We start from the raw sequence: 23404 nt of genomic DNA, 5'->3' as shown, positions 1-23404 counted from the left end.
AAGGGCGGGAGAAGGCGCTTCCGCGACGGCCCCTCCCGGCGGGAAATCGCGGGCGGTGACGCGTCCCGCCACCGCACCGTTCATCTTGACAGTAGGCCATGGGACGCCGTTCCCGGTGATGTCGCATGACACAAATCAGGGCGTGCCACGACCTTCCGGGCGTCACCTCCGGGGGCTCGCCGGCGCCACCCTCTCCGCGGGCAGATCGAAATCGGCAATGATCGGGGGCGGGGCGATCACCTCGTGCCCGATGCGCGCGGTGACCGTGTCCTTCGGAGTGACGGCGTCGTGGGCGGTGATCGCGGCCTCCGTGGCCTCGTCGCGGTCGCCGAGCAGCATCCCGGCGGTGACCACGAGCACCAGCGCGCCCATGACCAGGGCGACCAGCGCGGCGGCGCCGACCGGGTTCAGCGCGGCGATGAGATAGCCGCCGCACAGCGCCCCGAGCGGGATCGCCCCGCTGGTGAGGAACCGGCCGATACTGGTGATCTTCCCCTGGTGCTCGCGGGGAACTCTGTCGCCCTTGTGGACCTCCAGCGCGATGTTCACATGGGCGCCCATGTAACTACAGCTTCCCCACGCCAGAAAGCCCACGAGCGGATGGCGGACCAGCGCCACCAGCAGCACCAGCACGAACCAGCTCCACACGCACCACAGCACGATCGTCTGCGGGCGTCTCTTCCGCAGCAGCCGCGGCGCCGCGAACGCGCCGGCCATTCCCCCGATCCCGGACGCCGACAGGAGCAGCCCGGTCAGGGAGGTGGAGGTGCCGCGCCGGTCCGCGGACACGATGAGCAGCAGCACGACCACCTGGAAAAGGAAATTGGCCACCGTGCAGACGGTCAGCACCGTCAGCAGGAACCTGTCGCCGGTCAGTAATTTCCGGCTGCTGGCGATCTCCTCCCGCGCGCGCTGGAAAAAGCGGCGTCCGGAATCGGCTCCCTGCCTCCGCCGGGGCGGCCCGTGCTCGGCCGCCCCGGCCCGGCCGGTGCCGATGAGCCGCATCATGAAAAGCGAGAAGAAGGCGGTGCCCGCCTCGATGACATAGGGCAGCAGATGCGAATAGCCGAACAGGAGGCCGCCGAGCGGGCGGCCGGTCACCTGGGCGATATGGACCCGTGCCTCGTGCCCCGCCATCGCGGACTTTCGCTTCGTGGCCATGTCGGCGTCGTAAGGGCGCGGCGTATCGTCCACCCCGTACAGGATGTCGCGCACCCGCGCGTTCTCGGCGATGTCATGGAAGACCGCGGCGACGCCCACCACGACCACCACCACGATCAGCAGCCAGAACGGCCCGCCCACCAGGCCGAGTCCGACGATGAGCACCAGCGTCGCGACCAGCCGCACGCCCTGGCTGGTCATCATGATGCGGTGCCGGTCGGCGCGGTCGGCCAGCCAGCCGGCCGGGAGCTGGAACATCAGTCCGGGAAGCGTGCCGGCGGCCGTGGCCAGCCCCGCGGACACCGGCGACCCGCTGAGCGACAGCGCGAGCAGCGGTGTCGCCATCGTGGCGCCGGCCGCCCCGAACTGCGATACCGCCGAGCCGGTCCAGAGCAGCCTGAACTCGCGTTCCCAAGAGTAAGACGGCATCTACTCGCGCTTGCCGGATAGCATCGGTCACCGACCATTCTTTGAGCTCAGGCGACAGGCGACCGGCAAGACCATGTCAAGGACCGCCCTTTTGTTCGCCACGACATCGTCTCTCTCGGTCTTCCTGCCGCTCTGCGTGGAAAGCATGCGGAACTCGGACTGGTGACGCCATAGGCACGTGAGGGCGGGCGCGACGCTGCCCGTGGCCCGCCCTCCGGCACACAGGGGAACATACCCGAAACGATCTACGGCACCGGCCGGATTGGCGGGATCGGACGCCCACCGGCGCCCGTACCGTGCCGGGTGGTGTCGCCTATTTTCGTGACACCGGGACCTGATGAGAGGGTTTTTTATCCGTTGCGCCGTAGCTGCGTTACTTGCCCCTGTGTGGGGCCTGTGGCCGGGTGTTCGGGAATTACCGCGTCACGCGCCGCCGGGATCGGCCACCGCCGCGCGTCAGCCCCCGTCGGGCACTCCGGCCGTCCTGAGCCGGTACGCCTCGTCGCGCATGTGCGGAGGCAGCGGGGGACATCCCGCGGTGACGGCCCTCGACGCCAGTTCGGCAGCGTCCTCCGCCTCGCCCCGCAGCATGTGGGCGCGCGCCACCCGCAGAAGCACCGGCCCGCTCTCGGCCGCCTCCTCCACGACGGCGGCCAGGTCGTGGCCGTCCTCCCGTGAGGCCGCCGCGGACACGCTGGAGCCCCCGCGATCCCCGGTGGTGCCCCGTGCGCCGTCCGGTCGTAACGCGGGAGCCGCGGTCTGCGGCCCTCCGCCCAGACGGCACGAGATCTCGGCGAGCATCCGGGCGGCGCGGGTGGACGGCCGGTCCTGGTGATCGACCCTGCGCAGGTCGCGCAAGGCGGGCTCGGCCTTCCCCAGGTCCGCCAGGATCTCACCGCGGGCGCGCAGCGCCTCCAGCGTGTCGCCGTCCCGTGTCAGCACCGCGTCGAGCATGGCCAGCGCGCCCCGGGTCTGGCCCGCCTGCCACAGGGCCTGCGCCAGCGCCGTCTGGATCACCAGGTCGTTGGGCAGCCGGTTGGCCGCCGTGCGCAGTTCACGGACCGACTCGGCCGCGCTGTGCCCCATCAGCAGCCGCCCCAGCGCCGCCAGCAGCATGCCGACGGGACGGGCGTCCTGGAGCACTTCGAAGAGCCGGGCCGACTCGCGGTAGTGCTCCGCGGCCACGTCCGCCCTTCCCTGCTCGTAGGTGATGTTGCCGAGCAGGCGTTCCGCCTCCGCCTGGAGGCGCAGGTCCTTGCCCGCGCACGCGCGGATGACCGCCTCGGCGTGATAGCGGGCCAGTTCCGTGGATCCTTCGCACAGGGCGCGTTCGGCGGCGCGCAGCCGTTCGGACGCGTCGGGGCTCCTGGCCCGCCCCGGCAGGTCCCGCGAGGAGCGCAGCGGCTCGATCATGCGGGGGTGGTGCAGCTCGTACAGGCGCGTGCCGGCGCGCCGCCCGAGCCGGACCAGGTGCAGGTCCTCCACGGCGCGCAGGACGGACTCGGGCATCTCCGCCCGCGCGCGCTCCACCGTGACGCCCGTGCCGTCGGGGCCGGCGAACGCGTCCCGGAACCAGGCGGCGAGCCTCGCGGGCGCGACACCGCACTCCGCCGCCACCGTGGCGAGCGCCTCACCGCAGAAATCCGCGATGACCTGGTCGACGTTCGCGGCCAGCCGCTCGGCGAAGAGGCCGGGCTCCTCGGTGAGCGGCGCCCACAGCCGCTCGCACACCAGCTGGAGCAGCGCCGGGGCGACGGCGGGGATGCGGCGGGGCGTCATCGACCGCGGCGTCCTGATCGTGCGGAGCTCGTCGACGAGCGACCCCGCGGTCTCCGCGTCGATCTCGTGCCCCCTGGCCGCGAGGGGACGGCGGACCGCCTCGACGGCCGCGCTCCGGTCGAACACGCGCAGGGCGTAGGCGGTGCCCGTCCCGTCCTTCATCCTGGCCCGCAGCGCGCGCAGCTCCTCGGGGTGCTCCTCGCGCGCCACGAGCAGCAGATGCAGGTCGGGCTCCTCGTCGAGGGCCTCGACGAGCTGGTCGAGAAAGCGGCGGCGCTGCCGTTCCCCCGAGGCGGGGCCGCGGAACAGCAGGTCGGCCTGGTCGATCGCCGCGAACGTCCGTACCGGCAGGCCGAACCTGTCCTTGCTGCTGTGCCTCCGCAGGAAGGTCAGGACGGACAGTCCCGCCACGCGCGCCGGCGGCTCGTCGGGGGACCAGGACGACAGCAGGGCGAGCGTGAAGGCGTTCTGCTCGGGAAAGGCGGCGGTCGGGAAGACGTTGCGCCGCCAGACATGGCCGAGCGGAAGGACGCGCCCGCCCTCGGCCCGCAACTTGGGCATCAGGCCCGCGCAGACGAGCGACGTCTTGCCCACTCCCGCGGCGCCGTGCAGAAGCGTCAGCCGCCGGCCGCGCCAGAGCGCGGACAGCTCCTCGATCTCCCGGTCGCGGCCGAAGAAGATGCGGTCATCACCGATATCGAAGGGTCGGGCTCCGACAAAGGGCGGGGAGCCCTTGACTACGGAATTGGTGATCACCGGACGACCTCCGCACGGGATCTTCTCGGACGGCGAGCCGACATCCGGGAAGACGATGTCCGACCAGAGTAATACCGTGCCGGGTCGCTGACATGCTCAACTTCTCGGCCCGTCCCGGCCGATTTCGCGCGGCACGGCGACGCCGCCCTTTCCCACGGGCCTCCGGCCGGGGCATCGCCCGGCCGCGGTCAGGGGATTCGCGCCGGAGGGGAATGGTGAGGTTACCGTCCCGTCGTCCGTGTGATCAGGGCCTGATCTTGTTCCCGAACCCGCCGGCGCACGCCAGCCGGTCCTCCCGGGTCACGTCGAAGACGTCCATCAACGCCTGTTTCAGGGCCGTTTCGGGAAGGGCGGACAGCGCGGGGATGGAGAGGTGGGAGGTGTCGATGGTGTCGAGGTGAGTGCGCGATCGCAAGGTCTGTTCCGTCATGCGCTCTCCCGGTGAAGACGTGACCGCCGTGAATGCCGCCCGCCATGGCCCGATCGCTGTCCCGTCATGGTCTCGTCGGCGATCCCGGCGGACCACGGTGACGCGGCACCCAGTGCCAGCGTGATTCTTTCACCTCATCCACCGGGCGTCCACCCCCGGTTTTCGGCTAACGAAATCGGTATTTAAGGGACATCCGGATCGGGGGGCGGCCGCCTTCACTTGTGTCGCTTGACACAATACTCATTTGCCACGAAAGTTTCGCAGGACTTCGCACATATACGGGGTTGTCCGAACGGTAAGTAATACGGAAAATTGCAGGGAATCCGAGGGCGGCGACGCGGAGGTGGCTGATGTCCAACCCACGCCCCGGCGGGGCACGGTCGACGGGGGCGGGGCGTGTACCCGAGGTGTGGGGCAGGATCCCGCCCCGCAACAAGAACTTCACCGGACGCACGGAGCTGCTCGCCCGGCTGCGCGACGGCATCGCCGACCAGGTCACCGCGGTGGTCCCGCACGCCCTGCACGGCCTCGGCGGCGTCGGCAAGACGCAGATGGCCGTCGAGTACTGCTACCGGTTCCGCTCCGAGTACGACCTGGTCTGGTGGATCCCCGCCGACCAGCCCGTCCTCGTCCGCTCCTCGCTGGCGGGGCTCGCGCCGTTCCTCGGGCTGCCGCCCGCCACCGCCAGCGGCATCGAGGAGGCGGCCGGCGCCGTGCTGGACGCGCTGCGCCGCGGCGACCCGTTCGACAAGTGGCTGCTGATCTTCGACAACGCCGACCAGCCCGAGGACCTCAACGACGTCCTGCCCCGCGGCCCCGGCCATGTCCTGATCACGTCCCGGAACCACCGGTGGGAGGGCGTGGTCGACACCGTCGCGATCGACGTGTTCAGCCGTGACGAGAGCATCGAGTTCCTCAACAAGCGCGTGCCCAAGGGCATCAGCAAGGCCGACGCCGACCGGCTCGCCGACGAGCTGGGCGACCTGCCGCTCGCGCTCGAACAGGCGGGCGCCCTCCAGGCCGAGACCGGCATGGGCGTCCGGGAGTACCTGAAGCTGCTGTCGGAACGCACCAGCCAGCTCCTCGCCGAGGGCAAGCCGACCGAGTACCCGGCCTCGATGACCGCCGCCTGGAGCCTCTCGGTCGCCAGCCTGAACGAGAAGCTCCCCGAAGCCGTCCAGCTCCTGCGGCGGTGCGCGTTCTTCGGGCCCGAGCCGATCCCCAGGGACGCCTTCAGCCAGCCGCGCCTGGAGCTGGGGACCGAGCTCACCACCCTCATCGGCGACCCCATCCGGCTCAGCCGGGTGATCGGTGAACTCGGCCGGTACGCCCTGGCGCGGCTCGACATCCCCGCCCGCACCCTCCAGGTGCACCGGCTGATCCAGGCCCTCCTCCGGGACGAGCTGCCCCCGGAGGAACAGGAGCGGATGCGCCACGAGGTGCATCTGATGCTCGCCGGCTACGCCCCCGCCGACCCGTACGACCCCACGAGCTGGCCGCGCTATTCCAGCCTGCTCGGCCACATCCTGCCCGCGGCCGTCGGCGAAAGCTCCGCGCCGGAGGCCCGCCGCCTGTCCATCGACATCGTGCGTTACCTGTACGGGATCGGCGACCTCGGATTCGCCCGCGCCCTCGCCGAGAAGTTCCTGCCGATCTGGACGAAGCAGTCGGGCGAAGAGCACAAGGACGTCCTCGAGCTGCGGATGGAACACGCCAACATCATGCGGGAGCTGGGCGAGTACCAGCTCTCGTCCGAGCTGAACCAGGCGACGCTCGCGGTCGCCGAACGGGTCCTCGGTGAGGACGACCCGCTGACCCTGCGGTTCTTCCGGGGCGAGTGCGCCGACCTGCGCGCGCTGGGCGAGTTCGAGAGGGCGCGTGAACACGACGAGCGGCTGCTGGCCCGGTACGAGGCCACCTTCGGCCCCGAGCACCCCGGGACCATCCTGACCATCAACAACCTGGCCGCCGACTGCGGGCTCAACAGTCAGTACGTGCGTGCCAAGCAACTGCTGGAGGGCGCTTACCAGAGCCTCCTGGCGGCCGGTGGAGCGGACAAGTCGACCCTGCTCCTCATCTGGAGCGGCCTGGCCAGGTCGGTCCGGCTCTGCGGTGACTACTCCGAGGCGTGCGACCTCGGGGAGGACGCCTACGCGTTCGGCCTGGAGGAGTTCGGCATCGAGTTCAGCTGGACCCTGCGCACCGCCAAGGACCTCTCCATCGCCTGGCGGCGGCTCGGCGACCTCGAACGCGCCGGTGAACTCGCCGAGGACGTGCACACGCGTACCGTCAGGCAGTACGGCCTCGACCATCCCGACACCCTGGCCGCCGCGATGTGCCTAGCGAACTACCTGCGGACCCGTGGCGAGATCGACGCCGCGATGGACCTGGCCGCCGACACCGTACGGCGCTACCCGCGGGTCTACGGGCACACCCACCCGTACAACTACGGCTGCATGGGCAACCTGGCCATCATGCACCGCGTGCAGAACGACCCTCAGGCCGCCAGGAAGCTGAACGAGCAGGCGCTGGCCGGGCTGGAGAGCAAACTGGGCCGCGACCACCACTACGCGCTCACGGTCGCCACGAACCTCGCCAGCGACCTGGCCGCGCTGGGCGACTACGAGAACGCGGCCCGCCTTGGACGCGACACGCTCCGCCGCCTGCGCGCCGTGATGGGTGACATGCACCCGATGACGCTGTGCTGCGCGAGCAACCTGACGGCCGACCTGAGGGCGCTCGGGGAGAAGACCGAGGCGGAGAAGCTCTTCGAGCAGACCAAGGCGGCCTACGCCCAGGAGATGGGCCTCGAACACCCCGACGCCGTGGTGTTCCTCGAAGGGCGCCACCTCGACGCCGACTTCGACCCGCCGCCCATCTGATCCGCGCTCTCAGGTGCCCGGCTGGAGGGCCCGCACGTCCGCGGACACGACATCGTGGATGTGGGTGACGAGCCGGTAGAGGTCCTCGCAGTAGACCGAAGGGTTCAGGAAGCCGCTGCCCGAACGGTAGCGGTGCACGTAGTGGCCGCCCCCGCACACACGCTGGACCGCGCAGTCGCGGCAAGCGGACGCCAGCGCGCGCGGCCCGATCTGGCGGGCCACGATCGGCGGCAGCATCAGCGCCGAGTCGAACGGGTCGCGGGAGACGTGCAAAGGCGTTCCCGTGGCCCCCTCGAACGCCGACTTGAGCGAGTCCACCTGCTCGATCTGGCCGTTGGCCTCCACCACGACCACCGAGATCGGGCCCAGCCCCACCGTCTCGTGGGCCACGCGCAGGCCGAGCAGCAACCTGAGGATCGAGGTGAACAGCCGGATCCGGGTCTCCCGCACCTCCGCGCCGTACCAGCGGTCGAACACCTTGATGAGCCAGTCCCCGTACGGCGTCGACCCGTCCCTTGGCCGTCCCGGCGGCGGGGCGTCCCAGTTGCCGTGCGGCAGCAGGAAGTCCACGGCCGGAGGGTCGAAGTCGAGCAGGGCCTCGTAGGTCCGCACCGGGTCGTTGCGCAGGTCGATCGTACTGAGCAGGCCGCCGAAGAGCCGCCGGTACCGCGGCGAGGTCAGCGCGGCGAGCCCCGCGCGCACGGCCTGGTAGCTCCCGCGCCCGTCGGCCCGCCGCCGGTGCAGGTCGTGGGCCTCCTCGTCGCCGTCCATGCTGACGCCGACGGAGATGTCCAGCTCGTCGAACAGGTCCAGGAAGAACGGGTCGAGCAGCACCCCGTTGGTCTGGACGGTCAGCACGACCTCCACGTCCGGCATGGCCTCGCGCAGGGTGGTGGCGACATAGCGAAGGTGCTCCACGCCCGCCAGCAGCGGCTCGCCCCCGTGCAGGACCACGTCCACCTTGGGAAGCAGGTTCGCCCTCGCGTGCTCGGCGATCCTGCGCGCCACCATGTCCACGATGGGGCGGCTCATGCGCCGCGGCTGACGGCGCCAGCCCTGGTCCGCCATCTCGTACATGTAGCAGTAGTCGCAGGCCAGGTTGCAGCGGCTGTGCACCTTGATGACGAACTCGCGGAAGGGCGTCGGGCGCCATCCCGCTTCGAGCAGGGCGCGGACGTCCAGCGTGTCCGGCCACTCCGGCCGGCGGACCTCCGGCCCCCGCCCCTCGGGCCGCCGGGGCGGCGCGTTCCTCTCGTCAGTGGCCACGCGGACGACCTCCCCGGGGTGAGTCCCAGCGCGGCACTGCGCATCATGACCCTTTTGCCCGCTTATGAGGCATTAACAAGATCACTAAACCCGGTCGTCGATGATCGCCCACCGTTCGTGATCGCGCCAGACACCGTCGATCCTGATCAGCCCGCGGGACAGTCCCTCGCGGCGCAGCCCGGCCTTCGCGGCCACCCTCATCGACGCCACGTTCCCCGGCTGGATGTCCGCCTCCAGCCGATGCAGCCGCAGCGCGCCGAACCCGTACCGCACCGCCTGCCGCACCGCCTCGGTCATGTAACCGTTCCCCTGATGCGGCACGAACGCCCCGTACCCGAGCACCCCTCGCTCGTACGCCCCCCGCTCGATCCGGCTGATGCTGACAAAGCCCACGATCTGCCCGGTGGACCGCAGGCACACCACGAACCCCACGCCCGTGACCCCGTCGAACCCCGCCACGTACTCCGTGTAGTCCTGCGGCGACGTCGGCACCGACACCCACGGACGGTGCAACCCGATGCTGTCCTTGGCGAGCGCGACGAACTCGTCCCGATCCTCGATCGACATGCGCCGCAGGACGACCCGCGACTCCTCAACCTCCACCGCCCAAAATCTACGCGATCCCCCAGAAAACCCACGCCCCACCGCCGCCCATCGCGCGGCGATCACTTCGTGGATTGCCGCTTGCGGGCTCGGGAGGCGCGCAGATTGGCGGGGTTGCATCAGCACCGCGGAGGCGACCCAGCGCCGGCCTTCCCGGTAGGTGCGGTGACGGAACGCGGCCCCGGGCCTGCCTCGATCGTCACGGTTGCGGTCGCGAGGCGAGTGGGCTGAAAGACGTCCTTGGCATCAGCGGGCCTGGAGACGAGTCGGCGGACTTCCTCTCTGACTTCTCGCAGGGCGGGGAGGTCCCTCTCCGGCAGAGAAGGGACGGCCAGGTTCACACCCCGGACCTCAAGCACTTCCTCACTTGTAGAGGGCCTGGGCTCCGGACCACAGGGCACCCGGGTTCAGCCGCTCGGGGAAGCGCTCAAGCATGGCGTTGAAGAAGTCCAGGGCGTTGTCGCAACGGGGAAGCAGTTCCCCGGCGGCGCGCAGGTAAGCGCGGGTCTCCCTGATGAGGCGCTGCGCTTCATCGTCGAGGGCCTTGTTCTTGTGGCCTGCGACGATCCAGCGGGGACGGAGGTCTTCGACGATGCCAATGGCGGACTGCCAGCGTTCCAGCCCTCCGCCGGCGGACTCGCTGAGGTATTGGTGAACGCCGTTGTAGATGACGTCGCCCGCCACCACCAGGTCGAGGTCGGGGACGTGCAGGACCGAGGTGTCGTCGGTGTCGCTGTGCCCCACCTCCACGATGGCCAGATCATGGCCTTCGAGCTGGAAGCGATTGTCCGGCACGGTCTCGGCGTGGACGGGCGTCGTGGGAATCTGCCCAGGAAAGGACTTGTCCCAGATCGCGGCTCGGACCTCGGGGGAGGCATGCCGATTCATCGCCGCGATGGTCCCCGCGCCGGCGACGACCTTGATGCCGGGGAACCGTTCCACGAGCGGACCCGTGGCGAACCAGTGGTCGCCGTGCCCGTGGGTGACGAAGATGTACGTGACCGACGTGCCCGACGCCTCGATCCAGTCGCCTACAGGGCCGGCCTGGTCATAGGTCATCGGCGGATCGACGAGGACGGCGTCCTGCTCGCCGTACACCAACGTGGTGGACAGCGGGGAGAACATGCGCCGGTCGCCGTTGGGAACCGGCTCGCGGATATTCAACGGGATCGGGTCGGAGATGAAGATCTCGTAACCGAGGGCATCCTGCGTGGACATGTACTTCCTTCGCCGATCGGTATGGACTGGCCTCGGCCGTCGCGGCCGACGCACACGAGCGAGATGCCGAAGCGCTCAGGCGTTGCGAAGGAGAAGGTGCCCTCCGAGCGCCGGATGGCAGCAGTCGGGAGCTGAGATTTGCCCGCTCAGGGGGCGAAACGATCCCCGTTCATGGCCCTGGGTCCGCTATCCACCCCGCAACCGATGTCTGCCGCGACCAGGGCGGCGGCCCCGCCGATCCACAATCGTGGCCTGCCCACCCTTCGGCGAACCTCGAAAGGCATGGTCGGCGGTGGTAAGGGACGACCACGGCGCTCCCTCCCGCGATCTGGTCGGGAACGCCGTGGTCTGTGAACGCTTCGGCCGGAGCGCCGGTCAGTTCGGCCTGTAGTCCGGGGTGATCTTGGCGCGATAGAGGTCCGTGGCCGGGACGAGGCCGCCCTTGACCGATGCGTCGACCTTGGTGATGAAGGTCTGGGTCGATGCGGGCGCGCCCGGGACGGTGAAGTCCATCGGGGCCATCAGACCGCCGGTGTCGACGCTCTTCAGCTTCCGGTAGGCGGCCCGCACCCCCTCGCGGGTCAGGTTCTTGTCCGCGCACGCCTGCTTCAGCACCTCGCCGATCACCTGGGCGGAGACATAGCCGTAGCCGACCAGCGCGTCGGCCTTGGCGTCCGGATGCTTCGCCTCGAACGCGGCGGCCACCTCCTTCGGACCGGGGGCGTCCGCCCCGTAGGGAGCGTAGGACGTCAGGACGGTCAGGTGTTTCTCCAGACCGTCGCGGACGGGGGTGTCCAGCAGGGCGGGGTCGAAGCCGGGCGCCTGTGTCAGGACCGGCACGTCCATGCCGATCGAGCGGGTCACGCCGATGACGGACGCCGTCTGGCGGGCGGAGGCGCTGAGCAGGATCGCCTTGGCGCCCTCCGACTTCAGCCTGGTGACCTGGGCGGTGAGGTCCGCGTCGGTCGCCTTGATCTGGACGCCTCGCACCGTCAGGCCGAGCCGCTCCGCCGCCCAGGTGCTCCCCTTGAGCGCGTTCTCACCGTATTCGCCCTCGAAGTGGATGTGGCCGACCGTGTCGCCCTTGGCGAGCCTGCCCTCCCGCACGAAGTAGTCCAAGCCGTTGATCATGTCGATGTCGTAGGTGGTGCCCAGCACCGCCAGGTAGCCGCTCTTCAGCAGGGAGGAGGCGAACGAGGACGGCACGGTGAGCACCTTCTTCGCCTTGATCTCCGGTTCGAGCGCGGCGGTCATCGGCGAGCCGAGCAGGTGCGTGATGGCGAGCACGTCCGGCTCCAGTTCGCTGAACGCCACGGTGGCCTTCTGGACGTCGTAGCCGTGGTCCTTGACCACCAGTTCCAGCCGGCGTCCGCAGATGCCGCCGGCGGCGTTGACCTTGTCGATGTAGAGCTGGTTGCCCCGGATCTGCGTACGGCCGAGCGGCCCGAAGACGGCGCCGGACAGGTCGCTCATCGCGCCCAGCCGGATCGTCTTCGCGCTGACGCCGGGCCCGGTCCTGACGCCGTCGGCGCCCGCGCCGTCACCGCCCTCAGCGGCCTTGCCGCTGCAGCCCGAGGCGAGGACCGCCAGGCAGAGCGCGCCGAGCACGGTCCAGTACGGTCGTGATCGCATTGGGTCTTCCCTTCTTGGCCGAACTGACGACGAACGCGACGATGGCCGCGCCGTAGAGCATGCGGACGGCGGTGGCGGCGTCGAGGCCGCCCTGGCCGGGCTCCGCGAAGAGCCCGATCGCGCCGCTGTAGTGGGAGAGGACGAGGGGCAGGCCCGTGATGAAGGCGGCGCCCACGGCGGCGCCCCGGACCGAGCCCAGTCCGCCGATGACGACCATCGCGAGGTACTCGACCGACAGGACGAGGCCGAAGTGGTCGGGGACGACGCGGCGCGCGGTGAGCGCGAGCAGGATCCCGGCGAGCCCGGCGTACATGGCGGAGAACACGAACGCGCCCGCCCGGTAGCGGCGCAGCGGCACGCCCATGCAGGCGGCGGCGATCTCGTTCTGCCGCATGAGCCGCATGGCGCGGCCTGGCCTCCCGCGGACGATCCGCCGCGCGGCGACGTAGACGGCCACGGTGCAGCCGAGGGCGACGTACCAGAGGCGCTCCCTGCCCCCGAACGGCACTCCGAGCAGCACCAGCTCGGGCTCGTCGCCGCTCAGCTGGAACCCGAGGACGGACAGCTCGGGGATCGAGCGCCCGTTGTAGCCGCCCGTGACGGGCCGGGCGTTGAACAGGACGTGCTGCCCCAGGAACACCAGCCCGAGCGAGGCGACCCCCAGGTAGAGGCCGCTCAGCCGTCCCGCGACCGGGCTGAACGCCAGCCCGGCGCACCCCGCGAGGGCGATGGCGAGCAGCGCGGCGGCCAGGGGCGGCAGACCGGCGCCGGTCGGCGCGGCGCCGGCGGACCCGCCGGCGGGCTCGCCCGCGAGGAAGGCGTAGCCGTACGCCCCGACGGCCAGGAAGAAGGCGTGCGCCAGCGAGAGCTGCCCGGCCGAGCCCACCAGGACGGTAAGCCCGATCGCGCCGATGATCGCGGCCATCGCGAACGCGCCGGCCTGGAGCCAGAACGCGTCGAGGTAGTAGGGGACGGCGAGCAGGACCGCGGCCACCGCGGCCGTCCCGGCGAGGCGCGGGAACCTAGACACGTACGGCCTCCCTGCTCCCGAACAGCCCGGACGGCCGCCACAGCAGAACGAGGATCATCAGCAGGTAGGGCGTCACGTCGCCGGCGCCCTGGCCGAGCACGCCCAGCTCGTCGGCGTATCCGGCGACCAGCGTCTCGGTGACGCCCACCGCCACGCCGCCCAGCACGGCGCCCTCGGGGGAGTCCAGCCCGCCGATGATCACGGCCGGGATGGCGCGCAGCGCCAGCAGCCCCGTGTGCGCCTCCACCCCGGTGCTCGGGAACGCCACGAGGAAGAGCCCCGCGAGCGTGGCGAGCGCGCCGCCGATCAGCCAGGAGGTCGCGCGGACGCGCCGCAGCCGGATGCCCATGAGCGTCGCCACCTCGGGATCCGCCGCGGCCGCGCGCCAGGAGACGCCCCAGGCGGTGCGCCGGAACACCGCGAACAGCAGCCCGATCACCAGCAGCGCCGACAGCAGGGCGGCGATGCGGGAGTGGGGCACGACCAGGCCGCTGAGCCGTGCGACCCCGTCCCCCCACGGGTCCCCTGTCGGCATCACCCGCGAGCCGATGCGGCGGGCGAGCTCGGTGGCGAGCAGGACGTCCGCGCCGATGGTGAGGATCGACAGCGTCATGTGGTCGCCCTGCGGGACCAGGCTCACCAGCCCGTACATCACGAGGCCGCACAGGGCGCCGGCCGCGAGCCCGATGCCGAGCGCGGGCCAGAAGCCCGTGCTCTTGGACAGCACCGCGACGACGTAGGCGCCGAGCAGCAGGACCGAGCCCTGGGCGAAGTTCACCACCCGGGTGCCTTTGAAGATGACCGCGAAGCCCACGGCGACGAGCGCGTAGATGGACCCGAGCGAGACGCCGATGACGGCGAGCTCCAACAGCCGGCTCATGAGTGCTCTCCCAGGTAGGAGCGGAGGACGTCCGGATGCGTCCGGACGTGGTCCGGCGGCCCGTCCGCGATGACCCGGCCGAAGTCGAGCACCGTGATCCGGTCCGCCAGCCCCATGACGAGCGGCATGTCGTGTTCCACGAGGACCACCGAGACGCCGAGCGACTCGCGCGTCCGCCGGATCAGCGCGACGGTGGCCGCCTTCTCGTGGTGGGTCATGCCGGCGACGGGCTCGTCCAGCAGCAGCACCCGCGGTTCCGCCGCGAGCGCGCGGGCGAACTCGACCCGCTTGCGGACGCCGTAGGGCAGTTCGGCGACCGGGCGGTGCAGCTCGTCCGCCAGCCCGGTGAACTCCGCGATCTCGGTGACCCGCCGGCGGTGCCGGCTCTCCTCGCGGCGGACGCGGCGCAGGTTGAGGGCGGTGGCCGCGAACCCGGCCCGGGTGAGGTGGTGCCGGGCGACCATGAGGTTGTCCAGCACGGTGTCCGCGCCGCCGAGCGCGATGTTCTGGAACGCGCGCGCGACGCCCAGCCCGGCGATGACGTGCGGCGGGAGCCCGGTCAGCTCCTGGTCGCCGAGGCGGATCGAACCGGTGACCGCGTAGAGACCTGAGATGGCGTTGAAGCACGAGCTCTTGCCCGCGCCGTTCGGCCCGATCACCGCGTGCACGCTGCCGGGCTCGACATCGAAGGAGACGGAGTCGAGCGCCTGCACGCCGCCGAAGCGCAGGCGGACCTCCCGCAGGCTGAGCCTCATGACGCCCACACGCTCAGCGGGCGTCCCTCGTGGGTCGCCGCGGCCTCGGTCTCGGGCGCGTGGGGGTCCCCGAGGTAGCTGGCCCGCACCTTGTCGGACGCCTCCAGCTCGGCGGGGGAGCCTTCGAGCACCACCGTCCCGGCCTCCATCACGTAGGCGTGGTCGGCGATCGACAGCGCCATGGCCGCGTTCTGCTCGACCAGCAGCACGGCGGTGCCCTGCTCCTGGATCTCGGAGATCACCCGTCCGATGTGCGCGACCATCTTGGGGGCGAGCCCGAGCGACGGCTCGTCGAGCAGCAGCAGGTCCGGCTCCGACATCAGGCCCCGGCCGATGGCGAGCATCTGCTGCTCGCCGCCCGACAGCAGGCTCGCCCGCTGCGCGCGGCGTTCGGCCAGGACCGGGAACAGGGTGTACACGCGGTCGTACGCCTGGGCGCGCACGGCCCGCGAACCCGCCCGCACCGCTCCAGCCCGCAGGTTGTCCTCCACGGTCATCTCCGTGAAGACCCGCCGGCCCTCGGGGACCTGGACGACCCCCGCCGCCACGATGGCGGCCGGGTCACGGCCGCTGATCACCTCCCCGCGGAAGCCGATGTGCCCCTGCGCGATGCGACCGCCGTGATGGTCGAGCACCCCGGAGATCGCCCGCATCAGCGTCGTCTTGCCCGCTCCGTTGCTGCCGAGCACCGCCACCACCCCCGAGGCGCGGCACGTGAGCGTGCATCGTCTGAGAGCGGTCATGTGCGGTCCGTACCGCACGGTCAGGTCCGTGACTTTCAGCATCTGGACAAGCCCTCCTCCACGGGAGTACCTGGCTGTTCTGGAGACCGACTGTGAAGGAGCGCACAAAATGGAGAAAGCGGTTGTGCCGCTATGTGGCACGCGTGCGGGCATGCCAGGTGTGAGCAGAGGGCTAGGGCCGCCGCGGGAGTCTCGTCGTGGCGGACAACGTGCGTGACGCCTGGTGCGCGACCCGCCGCAGCGCCGGGGCGATCCGGCCCGGGTCGAACCCGCGGTCCGTGGTGGCGACGGAGAGCGCCGCGATCGGCCGTCCCCCGGCGCCCAGAATGGGGGTCGCCACGCAACTGAGGCCGACCACGGTCTCCTGGCGGTCGAACGCGATCCCGTTCTCCGCGACGCGCCGCAGTTCCCGCCGCAGTTCCTCGGGAGTGCGGATCGTGTATGGCGTGTACGCGGCAAGGGGTTCCTCGAGGACGGCTTCGGCCGCGTCGTAGTCGAAGGCGAGCAGGGCCTTCCCGATGCCGGTGGAGTGCGCCGGCATCCTGCCCCCGATCTCGGACGGTGCGCGGGCCGCCCGGTGCCCGTGGAGCTTGTAGACGTACAGGACCTCGGTGCGGTCGAGCACGGCGAGATGGACCGTCTCGTGCGTCATCTCGTACAGGTCCACCAGGTGGGGGAGCAGCCGTTCACGGAGCAGGCGGGGCGTTGGGCCGTAGGCGCGTGTGCCGATGTCGAGCAGCCGCAGGCTGAGCCGGTAGCCGCCGCTCGCCCGCTCGACGAGCCCGTTGCGCTCCAGGATGCCGAGCAGCCGGAAGGTGGTGGACTTGCTCAACCGCGTGTGCCGGGCGAGCTCGCTCCCCGCGATCTCGGTGCCGTGCTCGGCGATCGATTTCAGCAGCATGACGGCCTTGTCGACCGCCGTCCGCCTGTCCTCGCAGGTGTTCTCCGCGGCGGTGACCAGGGAAAGAAGGGAGTCCCGGTCGGCCGCCCGCGGTCCGCCGCCGTTCGCTGCGACGCCTTGTCGAAGAGGTCCGCCCGCCATGAGTGATCACTTCCATCAGGCCGTCCGGCTTGCCGCGCGTGCCGGCGCGTTGCGGGATCTCGTCGGCGGACCGTCCGTGGCGTGCGCCGGCCTGTTTCGTCGGTGGTCTGGAAAGGGAGCCGGAGGAGACAGCACTCCTGTGCGATCCGGGGCGGGTGCCGTGCAGCGGGCACCCGCCCGTCCGCGTTCTCTCAGCGGGGCTCGGCGACCGTGCCGGTGGTCCGCCCGTCCTTCGTCTCGACGGACGCGAGCACGGGGTGGTCGCGCAGCGCGATCCGGTCGATCTTGTTGGCGGGTGTCCGCGGCAGTTCGGGCAGGACCAGGATCCGGGACGGCTGCTTGTACGCGGTGAGGTGCTCGGCGCAGTGGCGTTCGAGGTCGCTGACGTCGACCGGCGTGCCCGGCGTGGTCGACACGAACGTGACGGGCCGTTCGCCCTTCCGCTCGTCCGGGACGCCGATGGTGGCGGACTCGGCCACCGCGGGGTGGGAGAGGAGCGTGTCGTCGATCTCGCGGGGGTAGACGTTGAAGCCGCCCACGATGATCATGTCTTTCACCCGGTCGACGATGCGCAGGTAGCCGTCGTCGTCGAAGCGCCCGATGTCCCCGGTGGGGAACCAGCCGTCCCGGTGCGCGGGGATGATCTCGCCGTCCAGGCCGCGGTAGTGGCGCAGCATGTGGGCGGCCTTGACCCTGATCTCGCCGGTCTCCCCGGGAGGAACGGGTGTGCCGGTCTGGAGGTCGACGACCTCCACCTCGACGAGGGGGGAGGGGATCCCGACCGAGCCGGGGCGCGGCGGCCGCCCGACCGGGTTGTAGGTGATCGGTGCCAGCTCCGTCATCCCGTACGCCTCGTAGATCGGCCGCCCGGTGGCCGCCTGCCAGCGCTCCTGCAGGTCGGCGGGGATGGCCGAGCCGCCGCCCTGGCACAGGCGCAGCGCCGTCAGGTCGGCGCCGGAGAGCTCGGGGACGGCGAGGACGCCGCCGTAGATGGCCGCCGGTCCGCCACTGAAGATCGTCACGCGGTGCCGTTCCAGTTCCGCCACGACCGTCGCGGGGACGAACCGCGGCACCATCACGAGCCCGCCACGGCGGTAGATGGCATGCAGGAAACCGACCGCCAGGCCCCAGATGTGGAACATCGGCGCCACGTTGAGCCAGGTCTCCTCTTCCGGGCGCGTCGGCCAGCACATCTCGGCGCCCTCGATCGTGGTCAGCAGCGTCTCGTGGGTGTACTCCACGCCTTTCGGCAGACCGGTGGTGCCGCCGGTGAACAGCACCGCGGCCATGTCGCCGGGCGCCGGGCCCTCCGCCGGGACCGCCGGGTCCGGAGGGCCGGCCGGGCGAAGGTCGGCGTCGGTGACCCGCAGGACGTCCAGGCCCAGTTCGGCGGCGGCCGCGAGCGGACCTGCCGCGGTGGCCTCCGCGTCGGTGAGGACGAACGCGGGCGCGGCCCCTTTCAGCAGGGGGACCAGCTCCGCCGTGGTGTAGCCGGGGTTGAGGCAGGCGATGCTCCCGCCCGCGGTCCACACCGCGAAGATCGCCACCGCCATCCGGGGGCTGTTGGGCATGGCGATCGCGACCGTCGCTCCGCGCGCGCCCGCCGCGGCGAGCCGCGCGGCGAGGGCGTCGACCGCCCTGCCGTACTCGGCGTAGGTCAGCGTCTCGGCTCCGCACGCCACGGCCATACGGCCGGGGGCCAGGGCGACCGCGTCGCGGAGCGCGGCGACCATCGTGTCCGGCCTATGCCCGCGCGTGCTCGAGGGGACGGTTCCATCCAGGGCATGCATGGCTGCACTCCTCTCAACCGGAGTGCTTTTTTCTATCGGTCTATCGATAGAACGTCAATAGCCCAGTTCACAGCGGTGGTGCCCGAAGGGGAGCGGGGGCCGTCAGTTCCCGGTCGGCAGGCCGATCAGGTCGCAGAAGGCGGCGGCGACCTGATCGGGGTCGAACTCGTCCGGCCTGTACCACCAGTGCATCCAGCTCATCATCCCCAGGATCCCCTCGCTGATGATCCGGGTCGGGTGCTCGGCCGGCAGGACGCCCTCCTTCTGCGCGCGGGAGACGACCTCTTCGACTCGGGTGACGAAGTCACGCTCGTGCCCGCTGACCTCGCGGCCGACGTCCTCCGGAAGGGCGCGGAACTCCTTCCAGTACACCGCGAACGTGCGCTGGTTGATGGCGAGGGAGCGGACGAAGGCGCCGATGATGCGGCGCAACTGGGTCGCCGTGTCGGCGGGCACCGCGAAGGCGTCGTCCAGCGCCTTGGTGAAGTCGCGGTCGACCTGGCGGGCGATCTCCGACATGAGGACTTCCTTGGAGCCCACGTAGTGGTAGATCGTCGGCTGGCTCATCCCGGCGCGCTCGGCGATCTCCTGCGTCGTGCCCCGGTCGTAGCCGCGGACGAAGAAGACCTCCGCGGCGACGTCGAGGATCCGGCGCCGCTTGTCCTCCCAGTCGTCGTTGCGGCGCCCGGGCCTGCGGCCCGGACGCCTGCGCGTCGTGGTCTGGTCCCGCCGTGCCGTGTCCTCTGGTGCCACGTCCCGATGGTAGCGGACCGGTCGATCGGTCGATCGGCCGCCGTTGCGGGCGCGGCGGCCGGGCTGGTACAGTCCGCGATTAAATCGATTAACCGATCGAATGAATGGGAGTTGCCGTGGTGGGAGACCGACTCCTCGACCAGGGCGCGCGGGTGCACCGGATCCCTGCCGCGGGGCACCAGACCGCCTACCACGAGGCCGGCGACGGGCGGCCCGTCGTCCTGCTCCACGGGTCCGGCCCCGGCGTGACGGCCTGGTCGAACTGGTCCGGGGTGCTGCCCGCGCTCGCCGATGACCACCGGGTGCTCGCCCCCGACATCGCCGGGTTCGGCGGGACCGTCTTCCAGGAACGGGCCGAGTACGGGATCAAGCTCTGGACACGGTGGCTCTTCGAGTTCCTCGACGCCCTGGACATCCCGTCCGCCGTGCTCGTGGGCAACAGCTTCGGCGGCGGCCTCGCGCTGGCCGCCACCCTGCGCGACCCGTCCCGCGTGGACGGCCTCGTCCTGCTCGGCACGCCCGCCGGCACGTTCACGATGACCGAGGGGCTCCGGGCGGGCTGGCACTACGAGCCCGACCCGCACCGGATGAGATCCGTCCTGCGGCTCTTCCCGTACGACAAGGACCTGGTCACCGACGAGATGGTGCGGGTGAGGTACGAGGCCAGCGCCGTTCCCGGCGCCCAGGCGGCATACCGGAAGCTGATCCCGGAACCGGCCCCTGGGGACACGCCGGTGAAAGGCGTCCCCGAGGACAGGCTCCGCACGATCGGCAAGCCCACGCTCATCGTCCACGGGCGCGAGGACCAGGTCATCCCGGTGGAGCTCGGCTGGCGCCTCGCCCGCTCGATCCCGGACTCCGAGCTCCACGTGTTCGGGCGGTGCGGCCACTGGGTGCAGCTCGAACGGCCCGCCGCGTTCATCGCCCTCGTCCGCGACTTCGTCGGGAGGCTGCCATGAGCCTGAACGGCGTCGAGAAGGCGCTCTACGACCTGAACGTCGACCGGCGCGCCCGGGAGACCTTCATCGAATCCCCCGGCCGGTTCGCCGACCGGTACCGGCTGACCGAGGAGGAGGCGGCGATGCTGGCCGACCGGGACGTCCGCGGCCTCGCCGCGCTGCCCGCGAACCCGATGCTCGTATGGGGCTTCTGGCTGATGCTCGCGCCCAAGGGAGAGCGCGGCACGCCGGCCTACCTGGCCAGGCTGCGCGGTGAGACGCCCGCCCGGCGACCCGTCCGCGCGTCCGGTGACCCGGAGGGAGACTGACCATGGGCGCGATCGTCGGCGGCTTCCTGCTGCCCCACGACCCGATGATGTTCACGCACCCGGACGCCCCGGACGCGCCGGTGCGCGACCGCGTGCACGAGGCGTACCGGGAGATCTCCCGGCGGCTCGCCGCGCTGGACCCGACCACGGTCGTGATCATCGGCACCGACCACTACATTCTGTTCGGCCCCGGCTGCCTGCCCCAGCTGCTCATCGCCACCGGGGACCTGGACGGCCCGATCGAGCGGCTGCCCGGCCTGACGCGCGGCCCGCTGCCGGACAACGCGCCGCTGGCCCGGCACATCGCCGCGCACGGGCACCGGAACGGCGTCGACTGGGCGGTCGCGCCGACGTTCACCGCGGACCACTCCGTGGTCATCCCGTACCACCTGGTCGCCGAGCCGCTCGGCCTGCCGGTCATCCCCGTCTACCTCGCCTGCGGCGTCGAGCCGCTGCTGCCGCTCGCCCGCGCCGCCCGCGCCGGAGAGGCGATCCGGGAGGCGGTCGAGGCCGCCGGGGACGACGAGCGCGTCGCCGTCATCGGCAGCGGCGGCATCAGCCACTGGGTCGGGACCGCCGAGATGGGCCGGGTCGACACCGGCTTCGACCGGATGGTGCTCGACCGCGTCGCCGCCGGCGACACCGCCGCGCTGGCCGGCCTGGACGACGCCGAGATCCTGGCCCAGGCCGGGAACGGAGCGCTCGAAGTGCGCACGTTCGTGGCGGCGATGTCGGCCGTGGGTCCCTGCCGCGGGGACGTCATCGCCTACGAGGCCGTCCCGGAATGGATCACGGGTCTCGGGTTCGCCGAGCTGGTCCCGCTGGAGGCCGCCGATGTCCGCTGACCTCAAGAGCGCCGGACGCCGCACGGTCCTGTGCGCGGCGGACGACGTGCCGCCCGGGCGGATGCTGCGCGTCCCCGTCGGCGACGAGGGGCCGCTGCTGGTCGCGAACGTGAACGGCACGATCCACGTCACCGACGACACCTGCACCCATGCCGAGGCGTCGCTGAGCGAGGGCGACCTGGAGGAGGGCCGGGTCGTCTGCCCCGTCCACTGGGCGGAGTTCGACCTGGCCACGGGCGAGGCCCTGTGCTTCCCCGCGTCCAAGCCGCTCGCCGTGCACCAAGCGGCCGTCGAGGACGGAATGGTCGTCGCGTACCTCGCGCGGAGGACGGCATGAGCGGCGTGCCGAACGACGAACCGCTCGCGCTGTACGACCTGGACGACGGCTGGCTCGACCGCCGCGTCTTCTGGGACCGGGACCTCTACGAGCTGGAGCTGGAGCGGATCTTCGCCCGGTGCTGGCTGTTCGTCGCCCACGAGTCCCAGCTGCCCAGGCCCGGGGCCTTCCTCACCACCTGGATGGGCGAGGACAACGTGCTCGTCGTCCGGCGGCGGGACGGCTCCATCGGCGCCTACCTCAACAGCTGCCCCCACCGCGGCAACCGCGTGTGCACCGCCGAGGCGGGGACGGCCCGCGGGTTCGTGTGCAACTATCACGGCTGGTCGTTCGGCCTCGACGGCGCGCTCACCGGCGTGCACGAGTCCGCGGCGTTCGGCCGGGAGCCGACCTTCGACCGCTCCCGGCTCGGGCTCACGCCCGTCGCCCAGCTCGACACCTACAAGGGGCTGGTGTTCGCCACGTTCGACCCCGCCGCGCCGCCGCTGCGGGACTACCTCGGCGACTTCGCCTTCTACCTCGACGTGATGCTCGACAACGACGAGGGCGGCACGGAGTTCGCGGGCGGCTCGATCAAGTCCGTCCTCGGCTGCAATTGGAAGATCGCGGCGGAGAACTTCGCCGGCGACGCGCTGCACGCCGGCTGGACCCACGCGTCCGGCGCGCAGGCCATGCTCGGCCGCGACGTCGCCGAACTGGGCGCCGAAGACGCCGAGAGCTACCACGTCAACGTGAACGGCCACTGCTGGGAGTTCAACCTGGACGGCGTCGGGAACGCCGCGACCCTCGCCGACCCGCTGGTCATGGCCTACCTGCGCGACAACGAGAAGCGCTTCGCCGAGCGGCTCGGCCCCCTGCGGGCGCGGATGGTCGGCTCGATCAGCTCGGTCAACGTGTTCCCGAACTTCTCGTTCCTGCCCGGCCAGAACACCTTCCGGACATGGCAGCCGAAGGGACCACACCGCACCGAACTGCACACCTGGGTCCTGGTGAACCGGAACGCCCCGCAGGAGGTGAAGGACGCCTGGCGCAAGGGAGCCATGATGACCTTCTCCCCGTCCGGCGTCTTCGAGATGGACGACGGCGAGAACTGGGAGCTGTCCACCCGGTCCAACCAGGGCGTGGTGACGCGGAGGCAGCGGCTGTACTACGGCCTCGGGTCCGGTACGGCGATCGAGCACCCCGAACTCCCCGGCAACGTGCACCGCGGCCAGATCAACGACGCCAACCAACGGGCGTTCTACCGGCGCTGGTCGCAGCTCCTCCGCGCCCGCACCTGGGACGAGGTGGCGTCATGACCACGATGGAGACGTACTGGGAGGTCCAGACGTTCCTCGCCTATGAGGCGCGGCTGCTCGACGAGGAGCGGTACACCGAATGGCTCGACCTCTTCACAGAGGACGCGCACTACTGGGTGCCCGGCGTGGAGAACCGGGGCCGGTCCGACGCGGAGGGCCCCAACGCGCCGTCCCGGATGGCCTACTTCGACGACGGCATCGAGGACCTGCGCCGCCGCGTCATCCGTTTCACCGCGCCCACCGCGTGGGCGGAGGACCCGGCGACCCGGCACCTGCACGTCGTGTCCAACATCGAGGTGGAGCTGGCGGAGACGCCGGGCGAGCTGCTCGCCCGGTCGGTGATCGTCAACTACCGGAGCCAGGGCGACACCGACTCCGCGACCCTGTACGGGCGGCGGGAGGACGTCCTGCGCCGGGTCTCGGGCGAACTGCGGATCGCCCGCCGGCTCGTCCTCCTGCGGCACGCCGTCCTCCCCGCCAAGAACATCAACACCTTCTTCTAGGGAAC

21 protein-coding genes are annotated in these 23404 nt (G+C 71.2%); 7 read left to right on the top strand and 14 right to left on the bottom strand.

The features are described 5' to 3' along the window. Positions 1-162 precede the first annotated feature (162 nt). The 3 genes from ACGWYJ_RS06775 to ACGWYJ_RS06765 all read right to left on the bottom strand — a co-directional run bounded on the left by ACGWYJ_RS06775 (position 163) and on the right by ACGWYJ_RS06765 (position 4555). Complete coding sequence (locus ACGWYJ_RS06775) at positions 163-1590, bottom strand: MFS transporter (protein ID WP_395104707.1); 1428 nt, start codon at positions 1588-1590, stop codon at positions 163-165. A 456-nt stretch (positions 1591-2046) separates the two neighbouring features. Next, positions 2047-4125, bottom strand: coding sequence for a hypothetical protein (locus tag ACGWYJ_RS06770; protein ID WP_395104706.1), 2079 nt, complete (start codon positions 4123-4125; stop codon positions 2047-2049). A 244-nt stretch (positions 4126-4369) separates the two neighbouring features. Continuing rightward, positions 4370-4555 (bottom strand): hypothetical protein, encoded by a 186-nt coding sequence (locus ACGWYJ_RS06765; protein WP_395104705.1) that lies wholly within the window; start codon positions 4553-4555, stop codon positions 4370-4372. A 350-nt stretch (positions 4556-4905) separates the two neighbouring features. On the opposite strand from ACGWYJ_RS06765, the gene fxsT reads away from it, so the two are divergent. Beyond that, entirely contained in the window at positions 4906-7437 is a 2532-nt protein-coding gene (fxsT, locus tag ACGWYJ_RS06760; RefSeq protein ID WP_395104704.1) for an FxSxx-COOH system tetratricopeptide repeat protein, read from the top strand. A 9-nt stretch (positions 7438-7446) separates the two neighbouring features. On the opposite strand, the gene ACGWYJ_RS06755 is transcribed toward fxsT, so the two are convergent. The 11 genes from ACGWYJ_RS06755 to ACGWYJ_RS06705 form a co-directional block, all read right to left on the bottom strand. Next, positions 7447-8703 (bottom strand): FxsB family cyclophane-forming radical SAM/SPASM peptide maturase, encoded by a 1257-nt coding sequence (locus ACGWYJ_RS06755; protein WP_395104703.1) that lies wholly within the window; start codon positions 8701-8703, stop codon positions 7447-7449. 84 nt (positions 8704-8787) lie between these two features. Then, positions 8788-9306, bottom strand: a complete 519-nt coding sequence (locus ACGWYJ_RS06750; RefSeq protein ID WP_395104702.1) for a GNAT family N-acetyltransferase — start codon at positions 9304-9306, stop codon at positions 8788-8790. Between the two features lie 363 nt (positions 9307-9669). Continuing rightward, a complete protein-coding gene (locus ACGWYJ_RS06745) occupies positions 9670-10524 on the bottom strand; it encodes an MBL fold metallo-hydrolase (RefSeq protein ID WP_395104701.1) in 855 nt (284 codons plus the stop codon). A gap of 375 nt (positions 10525-10899) precedes the next feature. Further along, positions 10900-12156 carry an ABC transporter substrate-binding protein gene (locus ACGWYJ_RS06740; RefSeq protein ID WP_395104700.1) on the bottom strand — a complete coding sequence of 419 codons (1257 nt, stop codon included), beginning with the start codon at positions 12154-12156 and terminating at the stop codon, positions 10900-10902. Then, positions 12074-13186 (bottom strand): branched-chain amino acid ABC transporter permease, encoded by a 1113-nt coding sequence (locus ACGWYJ_RS06735; RefSeq protein WP_395104699.1) that lies wholly within the window; start codon positions 13184-13186, stop codon positions 12074-12076. Before ACGWYJ_RS06735 ends, ACGWYJ_RS06740 begins: the two co-directional genes overlap by 83 nt. Next, entirely contained in the window at positions 13179-14066 is an 888-nt protein-coding gene (locus tag ACGWYJ_RS06730; protein ID WP_395104698.1) for a branched-chain amino acid ABC transporter permease, read from the bottom strand. Before ACGWYJ_RS06730 ends, ACGWYJ_RS06735 begins: the two co-directional genes overlap by 8 nt. Further along, positions 14063-14821: an ABC transporter ATP-binding protein gene (locus ACGWYJ_RS06725; RefSeq protein WP_395104697.1), complete on the bottom strand. Its 759-nt coding sequence runs from the start codon at positions 14819-14821 to the stop codon at positions 14063-14065. The genes ACGWYJ_RS06730 and ACGWYJ_RS06725 overlap by 4 nt, the downstream gene beginning before the upstream one ends. Beyond that, on the bottom strand, positions 14818-15606 hold the full coding sequence (locus tag ACGWYJ_RS06720; protein ID WP_395104696.1) for an ABC transporter ATP-binding protein: 789 nt from the start codon (positions 15604-15606) through the stop codon (positions 14818-14820). Before ACGWYJ_RS06720 ends, ACGWYJ_RS06725 begins: the two co-directional genes overlap by 4 nt. Positions 15607-15736: 130 nt before the next feature. Beyond that, complete coding sequence (locus tag ACGWYJ_RS06715) at positions 15737-16606, bottom strand: IclR family transcriptional regulator (protein WP_395104695.1); 870 nt, start codon at positions 16604-16606, stop codon at positions 15737-15739. Positions 16607-16797: 191 nt separating this feature from the next. Continuing rightward, positions 16798-18339 (bottom strand): class I adenylate-forming enzyme family protein, encoded by a 1542-nt coding sequence (locus tag ACGWYJ_RS06710; protein WP_395104694.1) that lies wholly within the window; start codon positions 18337-18339, stop codon positions 16798-16800. 159 nt (positions 18340-18498) lie between these two features. Next, positions 18499-19149, bottom strand: coding sequence for a TetR/AcrR family transcriptional regulator (locus ACGWYJ_RS06705; RefSeq protein WP_395104693.1), 651 nt, complete (start codon positions 19147-19149; stop codon positions 18499-18501). 116 nt (positions 19150-19265) lie between these two features. Here ACGWYJ_RS06705 and ACGWYJ_RS06700 point away from each other — a divergent pair, with 116 nt between their 5' ends. Genes ACGWYJ_RS06700 through ACGWYJ_RS06675 form a run of 6 tightly spaced genes read left to right on the top strand, consistent with a single transcriptional unit; the run spans position 19266 to position 23399 of the window. Continuing rightward, positions 19266-20108 carry an alpha/beta fold hydrolase gene (locus tag ACGWYJ_RS06700; RefSeq protein ID WP_395104692.1) on the top strand — a complete coding sequence of 281 codons (843 nt, stop codon included), beginning with the start codon at positions 19266-19268 and terminating at the stop codon, positions 20106-20108. Then, positions 20105-20416 (top strand): hypothetical protein, encoded by a 312-nt coding sequence (locus ACGWYJ_RS06695; RefSeq protein WP_395104691.1) that lies wholly within the window; start codon positions 20105-20107, stop codon positions 20414-20416. Before ACGWYJ_RS06700 ends, ACGWYJ_RS06695 begins: the two co-directional genes overlap by 4 nt. A 2-nt stretch (positions 20417-20418) precedes the next feature. Further along, positions 20419-21261 (top strand): hypothetical protein, encoded by an 843-nt coding sequence (locus ACGWYJ_RS06690; protein ID WP_395104690.1) that lies wholly within the window; start codon positions 20419-20421, stop codon positions 21259-21261. After that, positions 21251-21598: a non-heme iron oxygenase ferredoxin subunit gene (locus ACGWYJ_RS06685; protein ID WP_395104689.1), complete on the top strand. Its 348-nt coding sequence runs from the start codon at positions 21251-21253 to the stop codon at positions 21596-21598. Before ACGWYJ_RS06690 ends, ACGWYJ_RS06685 begins: the two co-directional genes overlap by 11 nt. After that, a complete protein-coding gene (locus tag ACGWYJ_RS06680) occupies positions 21595-22896 on the top strand; it encodes an aromatic ring-hydroxylating dioxygenase subunit alpha (protein WP_395104688.1) in 1302 nt (433 codons plus the stop codon). Before ACGWYJ_RS06685 ends, ACGWYJ_RS06680 begins: the two co-directional genes overlap by 4 nt. Beyond that, the gene (locus ACGWYJ_RS06675; RefSeq protein ID WP_395104687.1) at positions 22893-23399 is read left to right on the top strand and encodes a 3-phenylpropionate/cinnamic acid dioxygenase subunit beta; all 507 of its coding nucleotides are present in this window, start codon (positions 22893-22895) and stop codon (positions 23397-23399) included. The genes ACGWYJ_RS06680 and ACGWYJ_RS06675 overlap by 4 nt, the downstream gene beginning before the upstream one ends. The last annotated feature ends 5 nt before the right edge of the window (positions 23400-23404 follow it).

This window comes from Actinomadura sp. SCN-SB (assembly GCF_043906805.1).
Classification (GTDB): domain Bacteria; phylum Actinomycetota; class Actinomycetes; order Streptosporangiales; family Streptosporangiaceae; genus Spirillospora.
Note: the sequence above shows the minus strand (reverse complement) of the source record. Positions and strands in the feature narration are given on the sequence as shown.

Bases quoted from the DNA above. Each gene is read 5' to 3' on its own strand.
- ACGWYJ_RS06745 (WP_395104701.1), bottom strand. From the start codon at position 10,524: ATGTCCACGCAGGATGCCCTCGGTTACGAGATCTTCATCTCCGACCCG.
- ACGWYJ_RS06695 (WP_395104691.1), top strand. From the start codon at position 20,105: ATGAGCCTGAACGGCGTCGAGAAGGCGCTCTACGACCTGAACGTCGAC.
- ACGWYJ_RS06715 (WP_395104695.1), bottom strand. From the start codon at position 16,606: ATGGCGGGCGGACCTCTTCGACAAGGCGTCGCAGCGAACGGCGGCGGA.
- ACGWYJ_RS06775 (WP_395104707.1), bottom strand. From the start codon at position 1,590: ATGCCGTCTTACTCTTGGGAACGCGAGTTCAGGCTGCTCTGGACCGGC.
- ACGWYJ_RS06680 (WP_395104688.1), top strand. From the start codon at position 21,595: ATGAGCGGCGTGCCGAACGACGAACCGCTCGCGCTGTACGACCTGGAC.
- ACGWYJ_RS06740 (WP_395104700.1), bottom strand. From the start codon at position 12,156: ATGCGATCACGACCGTACTGGACCGTGCTCGGCGCGCTCTGCCTGGCG.
- ACGWYJ_RS06710 (WP_395104694.1), bottom strand. From the start codon at position 18,339: ATGGTCGCCGCGCTCCGCGACGCGGTCGCCCTGGCCCCCGGCCGTATG.
- fxsT (WP_395104704.1), top strand. From the start codon at position 4,906: ATGTCCAACCCACGCCCCGGCGGGGCACGGTCGACGGGGGCGGGGCGT.
- ACGWYJ_RS06725 (WP_395104697.1), bottom strand. From the start codon at position 14,821: ATGAGGCTCAGCCTGCGGGAGGTCCGCCTGCGCTTCGGCGGCGTGCAG.
- ACGWYJ_RS06675 (WP_395104687.1), top strand. From the start codon at position 22,893: ATGACCACGATGGAGACGTACTGGGAGGTCCAGACGTTCCTCGCCTAT.
- ACGWYJ_RS06685 (WP_395104689.1), top strand. From the start codon at position 21,251: ATGTCCGCTGACCTCAAGAGCGCCGGACGCCGCACGGTCCTGTGCGCG.
- ACGWYJ_RS06765 (WP_395104705.1), bottom strand. From the start codon at position 4,555: ATGACGGAACAGACCTTGCGATCGCGCACTCACCTCGACACCATCGAC.
- ACGWYJ_RS06730 (WP_395104698.1), bottom strand. From the start codon at position 14,066: ATGAGCCGGCTGTTGGAGCTCGCCGTCATCGGCGTCTCGCTCGGGTCC.
- ACGWYJ_RS06690 (WP_395104690.1), top strand. From the start codon at position 20,419: ATGGGCGCGATCGTCGGCGGCTTCCTGCTGCCCCACGACCCGATGATG.
- ACGWYJ_RS06720 (WP_395104696.1), bottom strand. From the start codon at position 15,606: ATGCTGAAAGTCACGGACCTGACCGTGCGGTACGGACCGCACATGACC.